This window comes from Rhizobium sp. M10 (assembly GCF_002531955.1).
GTDB classification, from domain to species: domain Bacteria; phylum Pseudomonadota; class Alphaproteobacteria; order Rhizobiales; family Rhizobiaceae; genus Rhizobium; species Rhizobium etli_C.
This window is the reverse complement of sequence record NZ_NWTA01000015.1, coordinates 1-16448: the sequence shown is the minus strand read 5'-3', so window position 1 is coordinate 16448 and position 16448 is coordinate 1. Positions and strand designations below refer to the sequence as shown.

22 protein-coding genes are annotated in these 16448 nt (G+C 59.4%); 12 read left to right on the top strand and 10 right to left on the bottom strand.

Features of this window, described 5'->3' with window-relative positions:
- Positions 1 to 50: 50 nt before the first annotated feature.
- From CO671_RS21685 to CO671_RS21675, 3 genes are all read right to left on the bottom strand, one after another.
- Entirely contained in the window at positions 51 to 539 is a 489-nt protein-coding gene (locus CO671_RS21685) for a cupin (RefSeq protein WP_097607803.1), read from the bottom strand.
- 252 nt (positions 540 to 791) lie between these two features.
- Positions 792 to 1454, bottom strand: coding sequence for a metal-binding protein ZinT (locus tag CO671_RS21680; protein ID WP_097607666.1), 663 nt, complete (start codon positions 1452 to 1454; stop codon positions 792 to 794).
- 346 nt (positions 1455 to 1800) lie between these two features.
- Complete coding sequence (locus tag CO671_RS21675) at positions 1801 to 2394, bottom strand: TetR/AcrR family transcriptional regulator (RefSeq protein ID WP_097607665.1); 594 nt, start codon at positions 2392 to 2394, stop codon at positions 1801 to 1803.
- A gap of 95 nt (positions 2395 to 2489) precedes the next feature.
- On the opposite strand from CO671_RS21675, the gene CO671_RS21670 reads away from it, so the two are divergent.
- Together CO671_RS21670 and CO671_RS21665 are read left to right on the top strand one after the other, a co-directional pair.
- Positions 2490 to 3527: an aldehyde reductase gene (locus tag CO671_RS21670; protein ID WP_245423941.1), complete on the top strand. Its 1038-nt coding sequence runs from the start codon at positions 2490 to 2492 to the stop codon at positions 3525 to 3527.
- A 38-nt stretch (positions 3528 to 3565) separates the two neighbouring features.
- Positions 3566 to 3958 carry a nuclear transport factor 2 family protein gene (locus CO671_RS21665; RefSeq protein WP_245425015.1) on the top strand — a complete coding sequence of 131 codons (393 nt, stop codon included), beginning with the start codon at positions 3566 to 3568 and terminating at the stop codon, positions 3956 to 3958.
- Between the two features lie 122 nt (positions 3959 to 4080).
- Here the strand turns inward: CO671_RS21665 and CO671_RS21660 are convergent, their stop codons facing one another.
- Both CO671_RS21660 and CO671_RS21655 read right to left on the bottom strand, forming a co-directional pair.
- Entirely contained in the window at positions 4081 to 4818 is a 738-nt protein-coding gene (locus CO671_RS21660) for a PspA/IM30 family protein (RefSeq protein ID WP_097581494.1), read from the bottom strand.
- Positions 4815 to 5261 carry a YjfI family protein gene (locus CO671_RS21655; RefSeq protein WP_097607663.1) on the bottom strand — a complete coding sequence of 149 codons (447 nt, stop codon included), beginning with the start codon at positions 5259 to 5261 and terminating at the stop codon, positions 4815 to 4817. The genes CO671_RS21660 and CO671_RS21655 overlap by 4 nt, the downstream gene beginning before the upstream one ends.
- Before the next feature lie 104 nt (positions 5262 to 5365).
- On the opposite strand from CO671_RS21655, the gene CO671_RS21650 reads away from it, so the two are divergent.
- The 5 genes from CO671_RS21650 to CO671_RS21630 are packed head-to-tail and all read left to right on the top strand — an operon-like array spanning position 5366 to position 9286.
- The gene (locus CO671_RS21650; RefSeq protein WP_097607801.1) at positions 5366 to 6421 is read left to right on the top strand and encodes an ion channel; all 1056 of its coding nucleotides are present in this window, start codon (positions 5366 to 5368) and stop codon (positions 6419 to 6421) included.
- Positions 6418 to 7077, top strand: coding sequence for a YjfK family protein (locus tag CO671_RS21645; protein WP_097607662.1), 660 nt, complete (start codon positions 6418 to 6420; stop codon positions 7075 to 7077). The genes CO671_RS21650 and CO671_RS21645 overlap by 4 nt, the downstream gene beginning before the upstream one ends.
- A gap of 34 nt (positions 7078 to 7111) precedes the next feature.
- On the top strand, positions 7112 to 7513 hold the full coding sequence (locus CO671_RS21640; protein WP_097607661.1) for a DUF350 domain-containing protein: 402 nt from the start codon (positions 7112 to 7114) through the stop codon (positions 7511 to 7513).
- An 11-nt stretch (positions 7514 to 7524) separates the two neighbouring features.
- Complete coding sequence (locus CO671_RS21635; protein WP_097607660.1) at positions 7525 to 8127, top strand: DUF1190 domain-containing protein; 603 nt, start codon at positions 7525 to 7527, stop codon at positions 8125 to 8127.
- Position 8128: 1 nt separating this feature from the next.
- Positions 8129 to 9286, top strand: coding sequence for a glutathionylspermidine synthase family protein (locus CO671_RS21630; RefSeq protein ID WP_097607659.1), 1158 nt, complete (start codon positions 8129 to 8131; stop codon positions 9284 to 9286).
- Between the two features lie 279 nt (positions 9287 to 9565).
- Here CO671_RS21630 and gfa read toward each other — a convergent pair whose 3' ends face one another.
- From gfa to CO671_RS21610, 4 genes are read right to left on the bottom strand one after another with little or no spacing between them, the layout of a single operon-like run.
- Entirely contained in the window at positions 9566 to 10138 is a 573-nt protein-coding gene (gfa, locus tag CO671_RS21625) for an S-(hydroxymethyl)glutathione synthase (RefSeq protein WP_097607658.1), read from the bottom strand.
- A gap of 60 nt (positions 10139 to 10198) precedes the next feature.
- Positions 10199 to 11035, bottom strand: a complete 837-nt coding sequence (gene fghA, locus CO671_RS21620) for an S-formylglutathione hydrolase (RefSeq protein WP_097607657.1) — start codon at positions 11033 to 11035, stop codon at positions 10199 to 10201.
- Positions 11036 to 11088: 53 nt separating this feature from the next.
- Positions 11089 to 11364, bottom strand: coding sequence for a DUF3861 domain-containing protein (locus CO671_RS21615; protein WP_010033299.1), 276 nt, complete (start codon positions 11362 to 11364; stop codon positions 11089 to 11091).
- Between the two features lie 10 nt (positions 11365 to 11374).
- The gene (locus CO671_RS21610) at positions 11375 to 12481 is read right to left on the bottom strand and encodes an alcohol dehydrogenase catalytic domain-containing protein (protein WP_097607656.1); all 1107 of its coding nucleotides are present in this window, start codon (positions 12479 to 12481) and stop codon (positions 11375 to 11377) included.
- Positions 12482 to 12623: 142 nt separating this feature from the next.
- Between CO671_RS21610 and CO671_RS21605 the strand changes: the two genes are divergently transcribed.
- From CO671_RS21605 to CO671_RS21590, 4 genes are all read left to right on the top strand, one after another.
- Entirely contained in the window at positions 12624 to 12974 is a 351-nt protein-coding gene (locus tag CO671_RS21605; RefSeq protein ID WP_010033309.1) for a DoxX family protein, read from the top strand.
- Positions 12975 to 13030: 56 nt separating this feature from the next.
- Positions 13031 to 13648 (top strand): TetR/AcrR family transcriptional regulator, encoded by a 618-nt coding sequence (locus CO671_RS21600; RefSeq protein ID WP_170964809.1) that lies wholly within the window; start codon positions 13031 to 13033, stop codon positions 13646 to 13648.
- Between the two features lie 374 nt (positions 13649 to 14022).
- Entirely contained in the window at positions 14023 to 14877 is an 855-nt protein-coding gene (locus tag CO671_RS21595; RefSeq protein ID WP_097607655.1) for a hypothetical protein, read from the top strand.
- A gap of 13 nt (positions 14878 to 14890) precedes the next feature.
- Positions 14891 to 15481 carry a YceI family protein gene (locus CO671_RS21590; protein WP_245425014.1) on the top strand — a complete coding sequence of 197 codons (591 nt, stop codon included), beginning with the start codon at positions 14891 to 14893 and terminating at the stop codon, positions 15479 to 15481.
- A gap of 10 nt (positions 15482 to 15491) precedes the next feature.
- Here the strand turns inward: CO671_RS21590 and CO671_RS33800 are convergent, their stop codons facing one another.
- Positions 15492 to 15656, bottom strand: a complete 165-nt coding sequence (locus CO671_RS33800; RefSeq protein WP_170965027.1) for a hypothetical protein — start codon at positions 15654 to 15656, stop codon at positions 15492 to 15494.
- 321 nt (positions 15657 to 15977) lie between these two features.
- On the opposite strand from CO671_RS33800, the gene CO671_RS21585 reads away from it, so the two are divergent.
- The coding region (locus CO671_RS21585; protein WP_170965026.1) for an alcohol dehydrogenase catalytic domain-containing protein at positions 15978 to 16448 on the top strand (471 nt) is incomplete at its 3' end.

The window sequence follows — 16448 nt, the reverse complement described above, 5'->3', positions numbered from 1 at the left end:
CGACATGCATGAGAGTCGTCATGGTGGCCGCGTGATTGGGCGGCGAACAGCTACCGCCATCTTTTGGTGAGAAATCCCGACGGACCTTGAACGGGATCGCTGTGGGGGAGGGGTACGGACGCGATTTTTGCCAGCATGTCGCTGGATGCAGCCGAAGTCTGAATGTCGGCATGCTGTCCCTTGGGATAAGCGCCGACGACCTGGAAGTCCGACGTGCAGCCGAGATTTTGGTGCCCTGTCCCGGCCGGAAGCACCAAGCAGTCGCCCGCCGCGACCTTTATGGCTTGACCACGGGGACCGCCAATCAGAAGGGTGGCGCTACCCCGTGCAACTCCGAGCACCTCATGTGCGCCGGCATGGTAGTGCTGATAATCGAAGACACCGTTTGTCCAGATGCCTGTCCAACCGCTTGCCGCGAAGCGATCTTCGAAATCACAAGCCCCGTCGTCGCCAACAAGCCCCTTGTAAAGCAGCACGGGAAGGCGCTGATTGTTCGGGACCCAGTCGCTCGGCTCGAAAATTGTCGTTTCGACGTGCATGTTGAATCCCCAGGTTGTCATCGATTGCCGCGGCGCGAGCAGCGCGGAGCCGTTGCAGCTGTTCACACCGATCCTTTGAGGCGCTCTTCGCCGAAGGCATCCGCGCCGGCGGCGGCAAAAACCAAACTTTGGTGATTGCCAAAGGTTCCTCGACGCGCCCGGCAGGAGGCTGCCTGATGCTCCGCGCTCCGAGCCAACACAAGAGGGCGCTCTGCGCGCCCCCGATCCGGCGACGTGCGGTCGCCTCGGTCGTCAGTGTGCCAGCATCTCCTCGGCGATCTGCTTGCCGTTCAGGTTCGCGGGGTAGTAGGTCGGCCAGTTGGTGACCTCATTCAACAGCGCGGCGCGGTCATTGCCCCAGTAAAGATGGTAGTGGTCGGCCTTTTCGGGGGCGACGATGTGGTCGCTGAACTGGATGAACCGAGGTGCGGCGTCATCACCGGTGCTTTTCCTGAAGACGAAACGAACCCCTCGATTGCCCTTCTTGTAGGTGAGGATTTCGTGCCCATCCGCCTCGTAGTCTCCGGTCACGGAGTCCTTGCCGCGGAAAAACGTAACCTTCTTTCCGTTGATGACGATCCGGCCAACGTCGGTCTTGTATCCCGTGTCATAGTAGGCACGATATTCCCCGGCGCTCTTGTCGCCATGTTTCGCCTTGTCGGCCATCACCGGATCCAAGGTTCCGTCGACAAGATAGGGGTAGACCGACTGCCAGTCGCCTTCCCAATCCGACAGTTCACGCGCCTTTACCTGATCGTCATCGAAATACCCATCATGCACCGACCCCTTCTTATCGTGGGAATGGCTGTGGCCGTGATTGTTCCCCGAAGATGTCTGGGCGCCTGCCGTTCCCGCAAACGTCAATGTTGCGGATACAGCCAGGGCGTAGCTGAGTGTGGTGATCGCCTTGTTCATTCACTGAAACCTTTCGATTGGCCGGCACGGCTCGTGCTCGATCTGTCATGTAATAACATTACAGATGCCAAGTAGCGTGCTTTGGCTGCAAGCGCAAGGTGGGACCCGTTGATGCGCGTCGCTTGGTGATCACCATTCAAACGCATTGCATCCAAGCCAATTCAGGAGGCGCCCATCGCCGCAAAAGCTCCGGTCTTCATGCACCACGGCGTCATCGGCGAGGAGGGCGATCCGAAGGAAAGTTCGTGCGTCCGACGCAAATAGCCACCTTGGCCTTATGGACTTCGCTCTCGCGGCCGGCGTCTGCTGATTCCTGCGGCAAAGCTGCCGCGGCGACGCCCGTCGGTCATCTCCTGCTTTCCGGCATGAGCGCCAATTGCAAAATCCGCATCAACAGCCGCATGGATTCATCGGATGGTCCACCGGCGCGGAAATTGTGCTTGATGCCATCCATCGCAGCCGCAATCAGCGCCGCGAGGTCAGCAGGTCGGCCTCCTGATGCTGCCAGATCGATTTCCCCTCGCTCTCGGGCTTCCCCCAGGGCCTCTGACAACAGCGCGATGAGCTTCGATCGGGCGGCAATCGTTATGTCCTCGGCGAGCTCCATGTTCGTCTCGAACAGTTCCTTGGCGTTTTCGCTGTTGCCGAACGGGGCGATCAACCCTTGCTGGAAGGCGGAGATGGCAGCCGCGATACGATCGATCACATCTCCCGTCCGATTAAGGACCGCTTCCACCTCGGCCATCGTCAATCGGTGTGCACGGGCGGAACCGGCTCGAAACAGCTCTTCCTTGCTGTTGAAAGCAAGATAGAGCGAAGCGCGCGATATCCCTGCCGTGCGCGCAATATCCGCCATAGTGGTTTTCTGAAAGCCGTACCGGGCGAACACTGGGAGCGCGGAATCCAGAATGTGGGCTGATTTGCGATCTTCATTTTTCATATGGACACATTGACACTGCTTGTCTGAGCTGTCAAAAGTCAGATAGACAAATTGAGTCTAATTGTCTAATTTGACCATCGCTTGGGAGCAGGATGATGAACCGGACGAAACTACCGAAGGACACCACGGTCCTTGTCACAGGTATCAGTGGTTTCCTGGGCGGGCATGTGGCGCTGCAGTTGCTGCAACAAGGTTATCGCGTTCGTGGAAGCATGCGAAGGCTGCATTCAGCGCCGGAAATCGGCTCGCGCTTTCAGCCTTTCGCTAAAAATCTGAGCTTCGTCGAAGCCGACCTCGATCAAGATCTCTGCTGGGCGGACGCGGTTGAGGGCTGCGATTACGTCATCCATACGGCGTCTCCATTTCCAAGCGGCGCGGTGCGCGATGCGGCAGGGCTCATCCGGACAGCGCGGGAGGGTACTCTCCGCGTATTGCGCGCGGCCCATTCCGGGAAAGTGCAAAAGGTCGTCCTTACCTCATCCATCGCCGCCACCAACCATGGTGGCGGACGCGCTCCATTCAGCGAGACGGACTGGACCGACCCGGAGAGCAAACGGGCAACCGCTTACTACAAATCCAAGACATTGGCCGAACGCGCCGCATGGGCGTTCGCGGAAGAATACGACCTTCCTCTCGCCGTGATAAATCCGGGCCTCATCCTTGGCCCCTTAATGGGCAATGACTGCGGCACATCGGTCGGACTGATCAAGCATTTGATGAGCGGCAGATTCACGAGGCTCCCGCGTTACGGCTGCGCAATCGCTGACGTTCGCGATGTCGCCCTTGCCCATGTCCGCGCGATGATCCAGCCTGAAGCTGCCGGACACAGATTCATCGTTGGAGGACGCGTCTTCTGGATGAAAGACCTGGCGCGCGTTCTTGCCCAATCCTTTCCAGATTACGCATCACAATTGCCATCCGCTGAACTTCCGAACTGGGTCGTCCGAATTCTGGCGCTCGTCGACGCCGACGCTCGGATGATCGTTCATGAGCTTGGACGGGACCTGCGCGTCAACACCGCCAAGGCAGAAGCGATGCTGCAATGGCAGCCGCGCCCTGAGGAGGAAACAATCCGCGCCTGCGGTCAGAGCCTGATTGACAACGGCCTGGTGACCGCCGGTCGTCAAAATTGACCTGCGCGGCGAAGAGCAAATGCATCCAGGAGATGAGAATGACAAGCAATGATCAAACTGCAGCAGATCACATCCGTGAAATCGAGCGCACCCGGCTGCGTGCACTGGTCGCGGCCGATATGTCCGCGGCCAGACCTCTTCACGCCGATGATTTTCAATTGATCACGCCAATCGGTGTAGCCCTCTCGCGCGAGGAATATCTAGGCGCTATCGCAGCCGGGCACATCAAGTATCGGGCTTGGGAGCCGGGTGACATTGCCGTCCGCCTCAATGGCTCCGCTGCCGTGATACGTTATCGTGCGCGCCTCGAAGTCATCTTCAACGGGCACGCCGTGCCGCCCGGGGAGTATTGGCACACAGATACTTATGAACTCCGCGACGGCGAATGGATGGTTGTCTGGTCGCAGGCAACAGCCGTCGGCCGCCAATAGCCGCGAGATCGGCGCCCCCCGCGGTGCAAAGAGATCTTCGCCTTTGCGAGATCCACCGAAGTTCCACGTGCGGCCGCTCCGTCTTCGGGAATAAATATCCCGACGGGCGGCCGCTCCGGGAATTATCGGTCCTTGTTGCCGGCAGGGGCGGGCAGCAAGACCGGCTCGGCCGAGCGTGTCGGCGCCATCAGCTGTGCAAGGACGTCGTCGGCCGACTGGCTCGAACTGCCGATGCCGGCCTCGCGCAGCTGGCGGTCGAGATCGCTGCCGTTTTCCAGCGCGGCCAGTTCCGCCCCGGCTTCGATACGGCCGGCGGTGATTTCCTGGCGTTTCTTGATGCGTTCGAGACTTTCCACGGCGCTGCCGAGACGGGTGTTGATGCCCGACTGGTTATGGGCGATCGCCGATTGGGCGCGCAGCAGCGACTCGTTGGCTTTGACGTTCTCTACCTCGCGCTTCATCTGCGCGATGCGCGACTCGGTTTCCTGGATCGTGCGCAGCATCTGCTGCTGGCGGGGCAGCAGCCGATCGAGCTCTTCCTGGTCTCGCTGCACTTCGGCGCGACTATTGGCAATGCGCTGCGCCAGACCCTGCGCGAGATCCGTACGGCCCGCGGAGATCGCAGCGCGGGCGCTGTCGGTATCCTTGGTTTCCTTTGCGCGGTTTTCTTCAAGCCGGCGCATGACGCTCTTGTTCGATGCCATGATGCCGGCCAGATCGGATCGCGCCCGGCGCAGCGACTGTTCGGCGTCGCGAATTTCCTGGTCGAGAATGCGCATGGATTGGCTGTCGGCGGCTGCTTCTGCTGCCTCGTTGATGCCGCCGCGAATGGCGGTAAAAATCTTTCCCCAGGTGCTCACGCTTCAATCTCCCCGCTTTTCCATTCTTCAATCATATGCGCTGCATCGACGGCGTTGGCAGCCAGAATGGCGACTTCCTCGACGACGGTCTCGGCCGGCGAGCGTGCTGAAAGCGAGCCAAACAATTCGTACCATTCCTCACCGTCGATCGTGGTGATGCCGAAACTGGAGAGTGGCACGAACTTGTGCGTCTTCAGAACCATGCGTTCGAAGGCCTCTCGGTTGGGCACCTCCTTGCATGGTACCAGAACAACGCTGACGAGGATGTCGCGCTCGCCGCTCACCGTGACGAAAACGTCAAGATCGCCTCTTTCCTTCAGCGTTACGCACAAGACGTCCCCGTGTTCGGGTACGGCTACATCAACATCGCCGAGCGCCTCCGGATCGGCGGCGAACAGGCGCGTTAAAGTGGTGAGGTTCCAGGTCTCCAAAAAGTCCTCCATCGGTTAGAGCGTCAAAAATATCTGGGTAGTCGGTTTACAACTTAAAGGTCTGGCGCGCGAAATAAATTTCGGTAGGGTGCACGTTAGCAACGGGGGTGAATCGCTTGCCATTTATCGCTTCATTTCTGCGGCGTATATATCTTTCGCTCGGCGAATTGGCATGGTCAGCCGTTTTTCTTATCCTCGTTCTCCATCTGGTCGTGTCTTACCTGCTCTTTATCCTGGCGGGCGAGGGCGATCTCGTCGGCAACCCGGTCGACTTCCTTTATTACTATATGGTCACTGCAACGACTGTCGGCTATGGCGATCTTTCTCCAAAGTCGGCGCCCGGTCGGCTCATTACCGTCTTGGTCGTTCTTCCCGGTGGCATTGCCATCTTTACTGCAGTTCTTGGCAAGTTGTTGACAGCTATCGGTACGATCTGGAGGAATCGCATGCGCGGATTGGGTGATTACAGCGAACGCGCCGGCCATATCATCGTTGTCGGCTGGCAAGAGGGGCAGACATACCAGACGCTGCGGCTGCTGCATTCCGAACGCCATGCCAACGAGCCGATGAGCGTTCTGGTCGCCAAGGATCTGCCGGAAAACCCCGCCGCCGACTACGCCGACTATATCAGAAGCGATCGGCTTGCCGATGCCGACGCTCTGGTGCGGGCCGGTGTGGCCCAGGCGCGCGCGATCATCGCGCGCGGCGCCAATGACGACGAAACGCTGGCCGCAGTCCTAATTGCCGAGGATCACGCGCCCGATGCCCATATCGTGGCCTATTTCGCCGATGACCGCACGGCGCAGATGGTCAAACAGCTGCGGCCACGCGTCGAGGCGGTGGGTTCGCTCGCCGAGGAGCTTCTGTCGCGTTCGGCGCGTGACCCGGGCTCCTCGGAAATCGCCGCACGGCTGCTGTCGGCCGCCTCCACCGACACGGCCTTTTCCCTGCCGGTACCGCCTTTGCAAACGCCACTGCTCTATGGCGACGTATTTTTAAGGCTCAAGCGCCGGTACAATGTGACACTGGTGGGCATGCTGAGCGAGGGCATGACCGACCTGAATTGCCGAGACGAGACGCCGATGCGCGGCGGCGAGACTCTTTACTACATCAGCGGAATGCGGCTAGATCCCGCTGCCATTGCCTGGGCTAGAATGGGAGACGAAACATGATCGGCTGGTTCGGCGGAAACAAGGACGAAAAGCCCCTACCCAAAGAACTCGGTCCCTTGAACGTGGCCATCGGTGGGGCGTTCGAGATCGATTTCCTTTCCCTTGAAGCCGATGCTTTGGGCGGCGAGCCGGCTATGCCGCTGCCACGGAGCGGGCCGTTCATCATTGCCGGCTACGGTGAGGTTTCGCTCGATGCCGCCACGGTTCTGTCGCGCTATTACGATGAAGAGAACCGGATGATTCAGGTGATGTCGGCCTCGGGCAAGCCGGGTGATGTGATCGACGATATCAGCTTCTATCAGCCGTGGGACAGCGTCGTGCCGGCCGGTCAGAGCGAATGGAGCCGCTGGACCGGTCCGGCCGGCCTGATCGGCCAGCCATCCTATGATGCCGACGGGATCCTCTATAACCGATTCTGGGGCGACGGCCCGGAACGCGCCCAACTGGTGGAATTTACCGAAAAGGTCGACGACGGCGAAGCGCAGCGCGCCATTCACCAGACCTGCATGTTGTATTACCGCCCACTTGGCTCGACGCGCGAAATGCTTCTGATCAATGTCGAGCGCGACCTCGACCTCGGCCAGAGCCAGGCGGGCAGTTCAGTGGAATTTCTGATCGGTTACGGTCTGGCTCCAGCCGACGTTCGCCGCGTCTGATGGACCCTATCAATTTTAACGGAGGATTTTATCGATGCTCGATTATGTGGCAGGCCTGCCTGCCTTCCTTGGCTATTTCGCCATCGGTCTGGGCGCCTACGCTGTTTTCGCGGTGATTTATACCTGGCTGACGCCGCAACAGGAGGTTCAACTCATCCGCGCCGGCAATCTTGCGGCCGTTACGGCATTCTTGGGCGCGCTTGTCGGTTTCAGCCTGCCTCTGGCTTCGGCGGCAGCCAATTCGGTCAGCATCGTCGACTACGTCATCTGGGCGGTGATCGGCATTCTGGCGCAGATCCTCGCTTTTTATATTGCGAACTTCACCATGAAGGATCTGCATGAAAAGATCACCGCCGACAATATCGCCGCCGGCATATGGGGCGGCGGTATCGCCCTCGTCGTCGGTATTCTCAACGCCGCCTGCATGACCTATTGAGGGAGGAAAAGATGCGCAGACGCATGAGCGGGCACAGGCGACCTTTCCTGGCCCTTGGCACCATCGCTGCCTCGACCCTGGCACTGTCCGGCTGCGGCGATGACACTCCTTCGGAGATAATGTTCACGTCGGTCGATCAATGCGTGACCGCCGGGATGGACCGGCAGGTCTGCCAGGCCAGCTATCAGGATGCGATGCGCGCCCACCTCGCCGCCGCGCCGCGTTTCGACGGCATGGCCGCCTGCGAAGCCGAATATGGCAAGGGCCAGTGCACGGAACAAGCGGCCAACGCTCTGCCCAACAATACCGGCGGGAGCGGCAGCGTCTTTATGCCGTTCCTCGCAGGCTACATGCTGTCTTCGGCATTGAACAACGTCAGCGATTATTACGATTATCGCCGGCGCCAGGAAGCGGCCGGTTACTACTACGGCTCGACGCCGATCTATCGCAATCGCTCGGGGCAGACAGTGACGACCACCGTTGGCTCGGGCGGCATGCGCAGCGACAGCGTGACGGCGCCTTCGCGCCAGAGCGTCAAGCCGGTCAACGTCAATACCCGCACCGTCGCCCGGCAGGGCTTCGGTGGCCGGTCGTCCTTCAGTTTCGGCGGCTGACATGAAGCGCATCACTCTTCCCGCGCGTCCTGATTGGCGTGACAAGGCGCGCGCCGTCGGCTTCGGATTTCACGTCATGTATGGCGAGCCCTACTGGCTCGACGATGCTGCCTATACGTTCACGCTCGATGAGATCGAGACGAAGATCGAAGAACCGAGCCAGGAACTGCACGACATGTGCATGGATCTGGTCGGTGATATCGTCGGCAGCGAAGAGTCGCTCGACAGGCTGGCCATTCCGGAGGACCTGCGCGATGTGGTGCAGCGCTCCTGGCAGCGTCGCGACCGGCACCTTTACGGCCGTTTCGATCTTGCTTACGACGGCAGCGGCCCGGCCAAGCTGCTCGAATACAACGCCGATACTCCCACCTCCGTATTCGAGACCGCCTATTTTCAGTTCAACTGGCTGACCGATCAGATCGCTTTGGGTGTTCTGCCGAAGGAAGCGGACCAGTATAATTTCCTGCAGGAGAGCCTTGTCGAGGCGTTCGACCAGTTTCCCAAGGAGCCGATCTTCCACTTCGCGGCGATAACCGACAACGAGGAGGATCGCGGCACGACCGTCTATCTCATGGACTGTGCGGTGCAGGCCGGCCATCGCGTCGAGCTTCTCGACATTCGCGAGATCGGCATCGACGCTGAGGGCCGCTACACCGATCTCAAGGATCGGGTGATCGACCGCTGCTTCAAGCTGTATCCATGGGAATTCATGCTGCGCGAGCCGTTTGCCCGCGAACTCGCGCGCTCGGGCGATGTTTTCGTCGAGCCCGCCTGGAAGGCCGTGCTTTCCAACAAGGGGCTTCTGCCTTTGCTCTGGCAGCGCCACCCCAATCACCCCAATCTTTTGCCGAGCTATTTCACCGATGACCCGGCGGCTTCCACCCTGACCGACTATGTGCGCAAACCACTGTTGTCGCGAGAGGGTGAGAACGTCACGATATTTCGACAGGGACGGGAACTGGTTTCTGCTCCGGGCGATTACGGCGACGAAGGTTTCATCATCCAGGCCTACGCCCCGCTTTTCGAAAGCGACGGCGGCTTCGCCGTGCTCGGCAGCTGGGTCGCCGGTGATCGCGCTTGCGGTCTTGCGGTTCGCGAAGATCGGACACAGATAACGGCCAATCTATCACGTTTCGTGCCACACGTTATAATAGAGTAAGATGTAGTTATTCCCGCATTGAGAGCAAAAGTGGCGTAAGATAGCTTATGGAACTCAGGCCAGCGTCTACCTTGTACCAACTGCTAACATGCCGCATGGAGGTGGCTATTCTCGATGAAATAGCAGCGCACACTGGTCATGATGAGACTACTAAGTCCCTGTCGAACAAAATACGCAAACTCCGAGACGCCTGGCGTTCCGCAGACCTCGGTCTGCCTGAATGGCGGGATCTTCTGAAACCGCGCATTGGGAAGCCGGGCTGTGCCCGGCACTTGAAGATCAAGCCGGCAGAGCGCCGCTCCTTTTCGCCGTCCAAGTGGCGATATAATCCATCAGCCCGGGAGACAGGCAATCGTAAGGTTCGAGGCCCAGTTCGTGAAGACGGGCACGGACACCGTCCATTTGAGCCGGCTCGAAACCGTTCTCGATGATCGAGGACACGAAAGCCGCAAAACCGGGCTCTGCCCAGCCGTCCTCCTCGAAGCGCTCCGGATGCAGGAACGAGAGCCCCTGGAACGGGTGGTCGCGCTCGATGGGTCCGTGCATGTGGACGCCGCATTCCCTGCAGGCATGCCGCTGGATGAGAGCATTGGCATCGACGACGACAAGCTTGTCGCCATTCTCGATCACCTCAACGCTTTCAGAGGGAGCAACGGCAACGATCGAGAAGGCAGCGCCCTCCGGCTTCCAGCACTTGGTGCAGCCGCAGGCGTGATTATGAGCGATATCGCTTTTGATCTTCACTTTCACCGGATTTGTGGCGCATTCACAGACCAGCGTCCCGCCCACAAAGGTCGCCGCACCCTTCTTCAATCCCCCATCGAGATGGGGATGTATGCCGATATGAGCCATTGCTTCTTCCTTCGATTTTGCCGGGCACCATGCCCGGCCTTCTGACGGCATTGCGGCAGATCAGCGGTTGAGCCGCTCAGCGTGCCACTTCAAATGGTCTTCCATGAAAGTCGAAATGAAATAGTAGGAGTGGCCATAGCCCTCCTGCATCCGAAGGTTCAGCCGGATGCCGGCTTTTTCGCAGGCTCTCTGCAGTTCAGAGGGATGCAGTCCGTCCTCGATGAACGCGTCGGCCGTTCCCTGGTCGACAAGGAGCTCGGGGAATCGGAAGCCATCTTCTATGAGCGCACAACTGTCATATTGCCGCCAGGCGCCTTCGTCGGTGCCGAGATAGCGCTCGAAGGCCGGGCGGGACCAACCAGCCAATGTGGGCCGCGCGATCGGCGCGAATGCAGAGCAGCTGCGGAAGCGGTCGGGGTGCTTCAGGGCAAGCGTGATCGCGCCGTGGCCGCCCATGGAATGTCCGAACACGCCCTGGCGTGCCATGTCCGCCGGGAATTCCGAGGCAATAAGACGGGCAAGCTCCTCCGAGACATAGGAATACATGCGGTAGTTCACATCGAACGGTGGGCAGGTCGCGTCGAGGTAAAATCCAGCGCCGCTTCCAAACTGCCAGTTGTCGGAATCGTCCGGCACATCGGCACCTCTGGGGCTTGTATCGGGACACACGACAATCAACCCCAAGAGTGCGGCGGCCCGCCGATACTCACCCTTTTCCATGACATTGGCATGGGAGCAGGTCAGTCCCGACAGATACCAGACCACTGGGCACGGACGCTCTTGTGCTTGTGGCGGCAGATAGACGGCGAAAGTCATGTCGCAGTTGCAGATGTTGGAGCGGTGGGCGTAGACACCTTGGGTTCCGCCATACGACCGTTCGAGCGAAATTGTCTTCATCTTATTATCCTCGATTGCCTCCCGGTTGCGCCGCAGTCGGAACGGCTGCGGCGTCAGCGTTTCAGGGATTTCATGAAGCTGCCGATGTGCGGGAACAGTTCTTTGAAAGGCGTATCCGCTCGGTGTCTCATGAGAACCTCTGTGAACAGCTTCAATCCAACGGTGAACTCTGCTGCCTCATCGTCAGGCAGCAGCTGCTTTTGGCGAACGGCCGAGAGGATTTTGAACAGATCGTCGTGGTTGGTGGTTTGGAAAATGAGAGCTTCGTCGGCAGCCGAAGGGACGCCGCCCTCCAGCCGCTCCACAGTGACCCGGTAGTTGTGAGCCATTGGCGCTTCTTTACAGTTCGATGGCGTAATAGGTGAACCCGCCCTCGTCCTTGCCGACGCCGGAGATGGCATCATTGATCTTCTCCAACGGCCACACCATTGGCGACATGACCGACATGTCGATGATTCCAGCCTCGACCATGGCAGCGATTTCCATGCCTTCAGCGGCGGTGAACCAGACCGAGCCGATCAATTCCATCTGCTCGTCCATCCACCATTTGACGTCGACAGGCAAAGCTCCGGACGTTCCGCCGATGTTGACGATGCGACCGCCGCGTTTGACGCCGCCCATGGCGTCCAGCATGGAATCCAGGGGGGCCTTTGCGCCGAGCGTATCGAGCATGAGGTCGGCGCCGCTTCCGTTGGTCTGCTCTTTGACGAAGCTTCCCGACGATCCATTGACATTCGAAAAAGTGACGATCCGGTCGGGAGCGATCGCCTTAAGCCGCTTAAGCAGCGTCTCGCCCCTGGCGACGGCATAGATTTTTGCGACGCCCATGGCCAGCGCAAACAGCGTGGCCCCCAGCCCTAGCGTGCCGGTCGCACCGTTGATGATCAGGCTCTTGCCCATCAGCGGCCCGCATTTCTTGAGGGCGGCGTAGGAGGTGCCAAGATAACCAAGGCGAGAGCCTTGGACGAAACTCATCCTATCGGGGATCTTGATAACCTGCGCCTGCGGGGCGAGCATGAATTCGCCGAAGCCACCGTAAGGATAGCGCGCGAACATCTCCAGGCTTTTCTGATTGTAGCCGAAGTAGCCGCCGAGGGTCCAATGTTCGCAAGCCTGCGGTTTGCCCGACGAACAATGGTGGCAAGCGCCGCAGAATCGACCGGGGTTCACGTACACCCTGTCGCCCGGCTTGAGGTTGACGACCTGGGGGCCGACCTCATGGACGATCCCGCTCGGATCGAGGCCATGGATTGCCGGGCGCGGCGGGAGCGGCATCTGCGGATACCAGGTTTCCCAGTTGGCCAGGACGTTCGCCAAATTCGGGACCATTCCGCAGGCTTTCACGCGGACGACGACATCGCTTCCGGTCGCCTTCGGCCGCTCGACTTCGTCAATCCTCATCGGTTGACCAACGGCATGCAGGCGCGCAGCACGCATCATTTCCATAAGCTTTACCCTCCCAAACTCAGAGATCGCGTCGTATTGACATCCTATCTGGATTGTGAATACCGTTTAGTATCTGAAAAGGCAAGCGAGGATTGCCAATTATCCTCGCGAACGCGGCCGGAGGCCGCGTCAGGGAGGAGACATGGACTTCGTGTTGATTGACTGGCTCCGCATTCTTTGCGGGGCCTGGCTTGTTCCCCATCTCATCGGCAAGGGGCTGCATTATGAGAAGGCCGGTGGAACATTCGAGGCGGCAGGCTTCAGGCCCGGGAAGCTGTTCGTTGGCCTCACGATGGTTGCAGAAGCCTGCGCGGCCGTGGGGCTGATTTTCTCGATATACCCCCGGGTTGCAGCTCTTGTCGGTGCTCTGGTGCTACTTGGCGCGGGCTACGCAGTTGTGAAAATCAACGGCAAGAATTGGCGCTGGCAGAAGATGGGTCCCGAGTATCCGATTTTCTGGGCACTCGTTTGTCTTCTAACGGCTCTTGTGTGATCACCTCGTTTTGAGGTACGCCTCGGTGTCTGGATACGCACGAAACGGATTTGCGAATGGCACGGCTGACACGTGAGCAAAGTCAGGCTCGCACAAAGGAAAAGCTTTTGGCGTCCGCTTACGAAGTCATGGCACGCTACGGCTATGCCGGGGCTTCGATCGAACGCATCGCCGAAGAGGCGGGCTACTCGAAGGGGGCGTTTTATTCAAATTTTGCCAATAAGGAAGATATCTTCCTGCAACTCCTTGCCGGTAACGCGGGTGGCGACGTCGTTCAGCTGACCGAGCTCCTCGGAAAACACGATGACCCAATGGGACTGATCGATGTTTTGGCAGGGTGGGCAAACGATCGCGGCGACGATCGCAGATGGGGTATGCTGGCGATAGAGCTTCTTCGGATGGCCCAGCATGACCACACGCTCGGAGACCGGCATATAAAACTATTCAGGGATCAGTGGGAAGGCGTCGGCAAGATCCTTATCGACAAGCTGAACCTTGTTCTGCAGCCGCCGGCGAGCCCATTTTATATCGGCGGTATCGTGCTCGAGCTGACTTATGGCGGTATTTCGAGCTTCCTCAAGGACGGCGCTCCTGGGGACATGGTCCGGGTCGTGCTGAGGGAAATGTACCGGTCCTCACGCGCGTCGACGCCCGCCAAAGCGGCTACAGTATAACCAAAATCATCCACCATCTGATCATGTGAAGTGCGCGCCGCGGCCGGGCGCGCGCGCTTGAGCATGAGCAATAGCGCGGCTCATGTCGAAAGGACTTGCCAAGCGCGGGAAAGCAAATCTTTCCGCGCAAATCGGCTTGACATCGTGAAATTCAAAGACTAGCTTTCATCCAGAAACTGTTTGGTATGTGAAAACCAAATGGTATTTGGGATGGGAACGGCGACCGCTGTTGAGGAGCATGCGGGTTATGGGGGGATCATGGACAAAGTCATAATCGTGACGACCTGTCGAAGTGCACGAGCCGCAGGATAAGACACCACCTGGTCGTGCCCGTCAGCGGCACGTCGTGGATTGGCAATTCGGAAAATCACTACATGCTTGGATTTGGCAACTCCCCTCAGGAGACGCTGGTCGCGTCCCTGCTCGTCATGACGCTTGTTGGCTTTCTCGGATCGGGCCTGATGCGTTGGCGCGGCTTGGCTCGGCTGACCGACCTCCTGATGCCCGCAGCATTGCTGGCAGCCTATTGGCTCACCTACAACAAAGTTCCGACGTTTCCGCCCGTCGGTGCGGTCAATAAGGTATTTTACGTGATCGTTGTCGGAACGGCGATCGGCTTTGCCGCCGAGATAGCGGCCCCACGCGCGGTGCGCCTCCTCGCGCTTCTGCAGCCGGTCGCGGCCGCATTCTATGTCGGTTCGCCGCGATTGGGGGCAGCGTCCTGGGAAGTGGCGCTCGCCGCGGTTGCCGGAATGGCGATCATGGCGATGGTCATGTGGCGCGGAGCAACAGGTGCAGAGGACGACGTGAAGCGAGGCGGCGTCGTTGCCGTACTTGCGACCGGCTTTGCACCGATTGCCCTTCTCGGCGCCTCATCTTCCTCGTTTCAGCTCTGCCTGATGTTTGCGGCTGGATGCTTCGGAATTCTAATTGTTCACGCAGCAAAGCCGGCCTTCCGTTTTGGCGGCGCCTCGTCCCTCGGCGCCTTGGGCGGCCTCATCGCCATCGCCGATACCGTCGTGCTGATCACGCGCAAAGCCGATCTCATCGCACTTGCGGTACTCGCTCTCTGCGCTGTGCTGCCGGCGCTCTCGGAACGTATCTGCCTGAAGCTCGGCCTTTCTCGGCCGTTTCCACGCCTTTTCGTCCATGCCGCCTTGGCTGCACTGCCGGCTGCAGCGGCGTTTGCCGTCGCGTTCGTCGATTATGGATCGAGCTTTCCAGTTTAACAGGAGGAGGAGAATGAAAATGAAATACAGATTAGCAGCATTGCTACTTTCGATGACGGCGCTCGCCGGCGTGGTGTCGCCCGCCTCGGCCGCGAAATTCGACATCGATCCGGTGCATTCGGGTATTGCGTTCTACACCGACCATCTTGGCTTCTCAAAGGTGATCGGAGTCGCGCAAGAGTTCTCCGGCACGTTCGATTTCGACGCTTCCAAGCCGGACGCCAGCAGTCTCGATGTCAAGGTCACCGTTGCGTCGATCTCGACGAATAACAAACAGCGTGATGGCGACATCCAGGGCGCCGACTGGTTCAACGCCACGGAATTTCCGGACATCACATTTGTCGGCAAGGAGTTCAAAAAGACGAGCGACAACACCGGCCAGGTCGTCGGAGATCTGACGATAGCGGGAGTGACGAAACCCATGACCTTGGACGTCACGTTCAACAAGGAAGGGCAGAACCCTTGGGATAAGAGCCACGTTGTCGGTTTCAGCGCCACGACCAAAGTCAAACGCAGCGATTTCGGCATGAAGGCCGCGCTCGGCATGATCGGCGATGAGGTCGATCTCGTGATCCAAGTGGAAGGCCGCGAACACAAGGGGTGATACGAGACCGTCAGGTCGCCTCCCGAAACGGCGCCGTCGTGTTATCGCGACGGCGCCATTTCTGTTCAAGATGCCCCAGGCTGCTCTCGGCCGGCTCCGCCGAGCCGGCGATCGCGTCCGCTACTCCGTCACCGACAGCAGCTGCGGATTTGGCGATCAGTCCCTTGATTTCCATCGCCGATTTCGCTGAGCGCTGTGAAGGTTCGTGAGGCATGCCCGAGCGATCCGCAATCGTTCGAAGCATCTCAGATACTTTTTAGTATGCAGATGCTATTTGGTATGTTAACGAAGATCCAGTGCGGCTGGCGGTGAAGACGTTGCTGCGCCGAACTGAGGGAGGGCTACGATTTCTACGATTGCGATCTCGGTCACGGGGGCTCTCCGCATCCTTTGCCTGGACGCGGCTAGCCCACTTCATTCCCTGGTTCCTCCGGCATCGGACATTGATCACTGCTCCATCGAAGCAGGCTTGGTTTTCATTGAAAGGAAATTCTAAATGGACGTACGCGCAGCCGTGGCCACGCAGGCCGGCAAACCGCTGGAAGTGATGACCGTGCAGCTGGAGGGGCCGAGAGCCGGCGAAGTGCTGGTCGAGGTCAAGGCGACCGGCATCTGCCACACCGACGATTTCACCCTGTCGGGCGCCGATCCGGAAGGCCTCTTCCCGGCCATTCTCGGCCATGAGGGTGCCGGCATCGTCGTCGATGTCGGCCCGGGTGTGACTTCGGTCAAGAAGGGTGACCACGTCATTCCGCTCTACACGCCGGAATGCCGCGAATGTTATTCCTGCCTGTCGCGCAAGACCAATCTCTGCACCGCCATCCGCTCGACCCAGGGCCAGGGTCTGATGCCGGACGGCACCTCGCGCTTTTCGATCGGCAAGGACAAGATCCACCATTATATGGGCTGCTCGACCTTCGCCAATTACACGGTGCTGCCGGAGATTGCGCTCGCCAAGGTCAATCCC

What these genes read in the sequence shown, in the direction of transcription:
- CO671_RS21685 (WP_097607803.1), bottom strand. Translation starts at nt 539, where the DNA reads ATGCACGTCGAAACGACAATTTTCGAGCCGAGCGACTGGGTCCCGAAC.
- CO671_RS21680 (WP_097607666.1), bottom strand. Translation starts at nt 1,454, where the DNA reads ATGAACAAGGCGATCACCACACTCAGCTACGCCCTGGCTGTATCCGCA.
- CO671_RS21675 (WP_097607665.1), bottom strand. Translation starts at nt 2,394, where the DNA reads ATGAAAAATGAAGATCGCAAATCAGCCCACATTCTGGATTCCGCGCTC.
- CO671_RS21670 (WP_245423941.1), top strand. Translation starts at nt 2,490, where the DNA reads ATGAACCGGACGAAACTACCGAAGGACACCACGGTCCTTGTCACAGGT.
- CO671_RS21665 (WP_245425015.1), top strand. Translation starts at nt 3,566, where the DNA reads ATGACAAGCAATGATCAAACTGCAGCAGATCACATCCGTGAAATCGAG.
- CO671_RS21655 (WP_097607663.1), bottom strand. Translation starts at nt 5,261, where the DNA reads ATGGAGGACTTTTTGGAGACCTGGAACCTCACCACTTTAACGCGCCTG.
- CO671_RS21645 (WP_097607662.1), top strand. Translation starts at nt 6,418, where the DNA reads ATGATCGGCTGGTTCGGCGGAAACAAGGACGAAAAGCCCCTACCCAAA.
- CO671_RS21640 (WP_097607661.1), top strand. Translation starts at nt 7,112, where the DNA reads ATGCTCGATTATGTGGCAGGCCTGCCTGCCTTCCTTGGCTATTTCGCC.
- CO671_RS21635 (WP_097607660.1), top strand. Translation starts at nt 7,525, where the DNA reads ATGCGCAGACGCATGAGCGGGCACAGGCGACCTTTCCTGGCCCTTGGC.
- CO671_RS21630 (WP_097607659.1), top strand. Translation starts at nt 8,129, where the DNA reads ATGAAGCGCATCACTCTTCCCGCGCGTCCTGATTGGCGTGACAAGGCG.
- gfa (WP_097607658.1), bottom strand. Translation starts at nt 10,138, where the DNA reads ATGGCTCATATCGGCATACATCCCCATCTCGATGGGGGATTGAAGAAG.
- fghA (WP_097607657.1), bottom strand. Translation starts at nt 11,035, where the DNA reads ATGAAGACAATTTCGCTCGAACGGTCGTATGGCGGAACCCAAGGTGTC.
- CO671_RS21615 (WP_010033299.1), bottom strand. Translation starts at nt 11,364, where the DNA reads ATGGCTCACAACTACCGGGTCACTGTGGAGCGGCTGGAGGGCGGCGTC.
- CO671_RS21610 (WP_097607656.1), bottom strand. Translation starts at nt 12,481, where the DNA reads ATGGAAATGATGCGTGCTGCGCGCCTGCATGCCGTTGGTCAACCGATG.
- CO671_RS21605 (WP_010033309.1), top strand. Translation starts at nt 12,624, where the DNA reads ATGGACTTCGTGTTGATTGACTGGCTCCGCATTCTTTGCGGGGCCTGG.
- CO671_RS21600 (WP_170964809.1), top strand. Translation starts at nt 13,031, where the DNA reads ATGGCACGGCTGACACGTGAGCAAAGTCAGGCTCGCACAAAGGAAAAG.
- CO671_RS21595 (WP_097607655.1), top strand. Translation starts at nt 14,023, where the DNA reads ATGCTTGGATTTGGCAACTCCCCTCAGGAGACGCTGGTCGCGTCCCTG.
- CO671_RS21590 (WP_245425014.1), top strand. Translation starts at nt 14,891, where the DNA reads ATGAAAATGAAATACAGATTAGCAGCATTGCTACTTTCGATGACGGCG.
- CO671_RS33800 (WP_170965027.1), bottom strand. Translation starts at nt 15,656, where the DNA reads ATGGAAATCAAGGGACTGATCGCCAAATCCGCAGCTGCTGTCGGTGAC.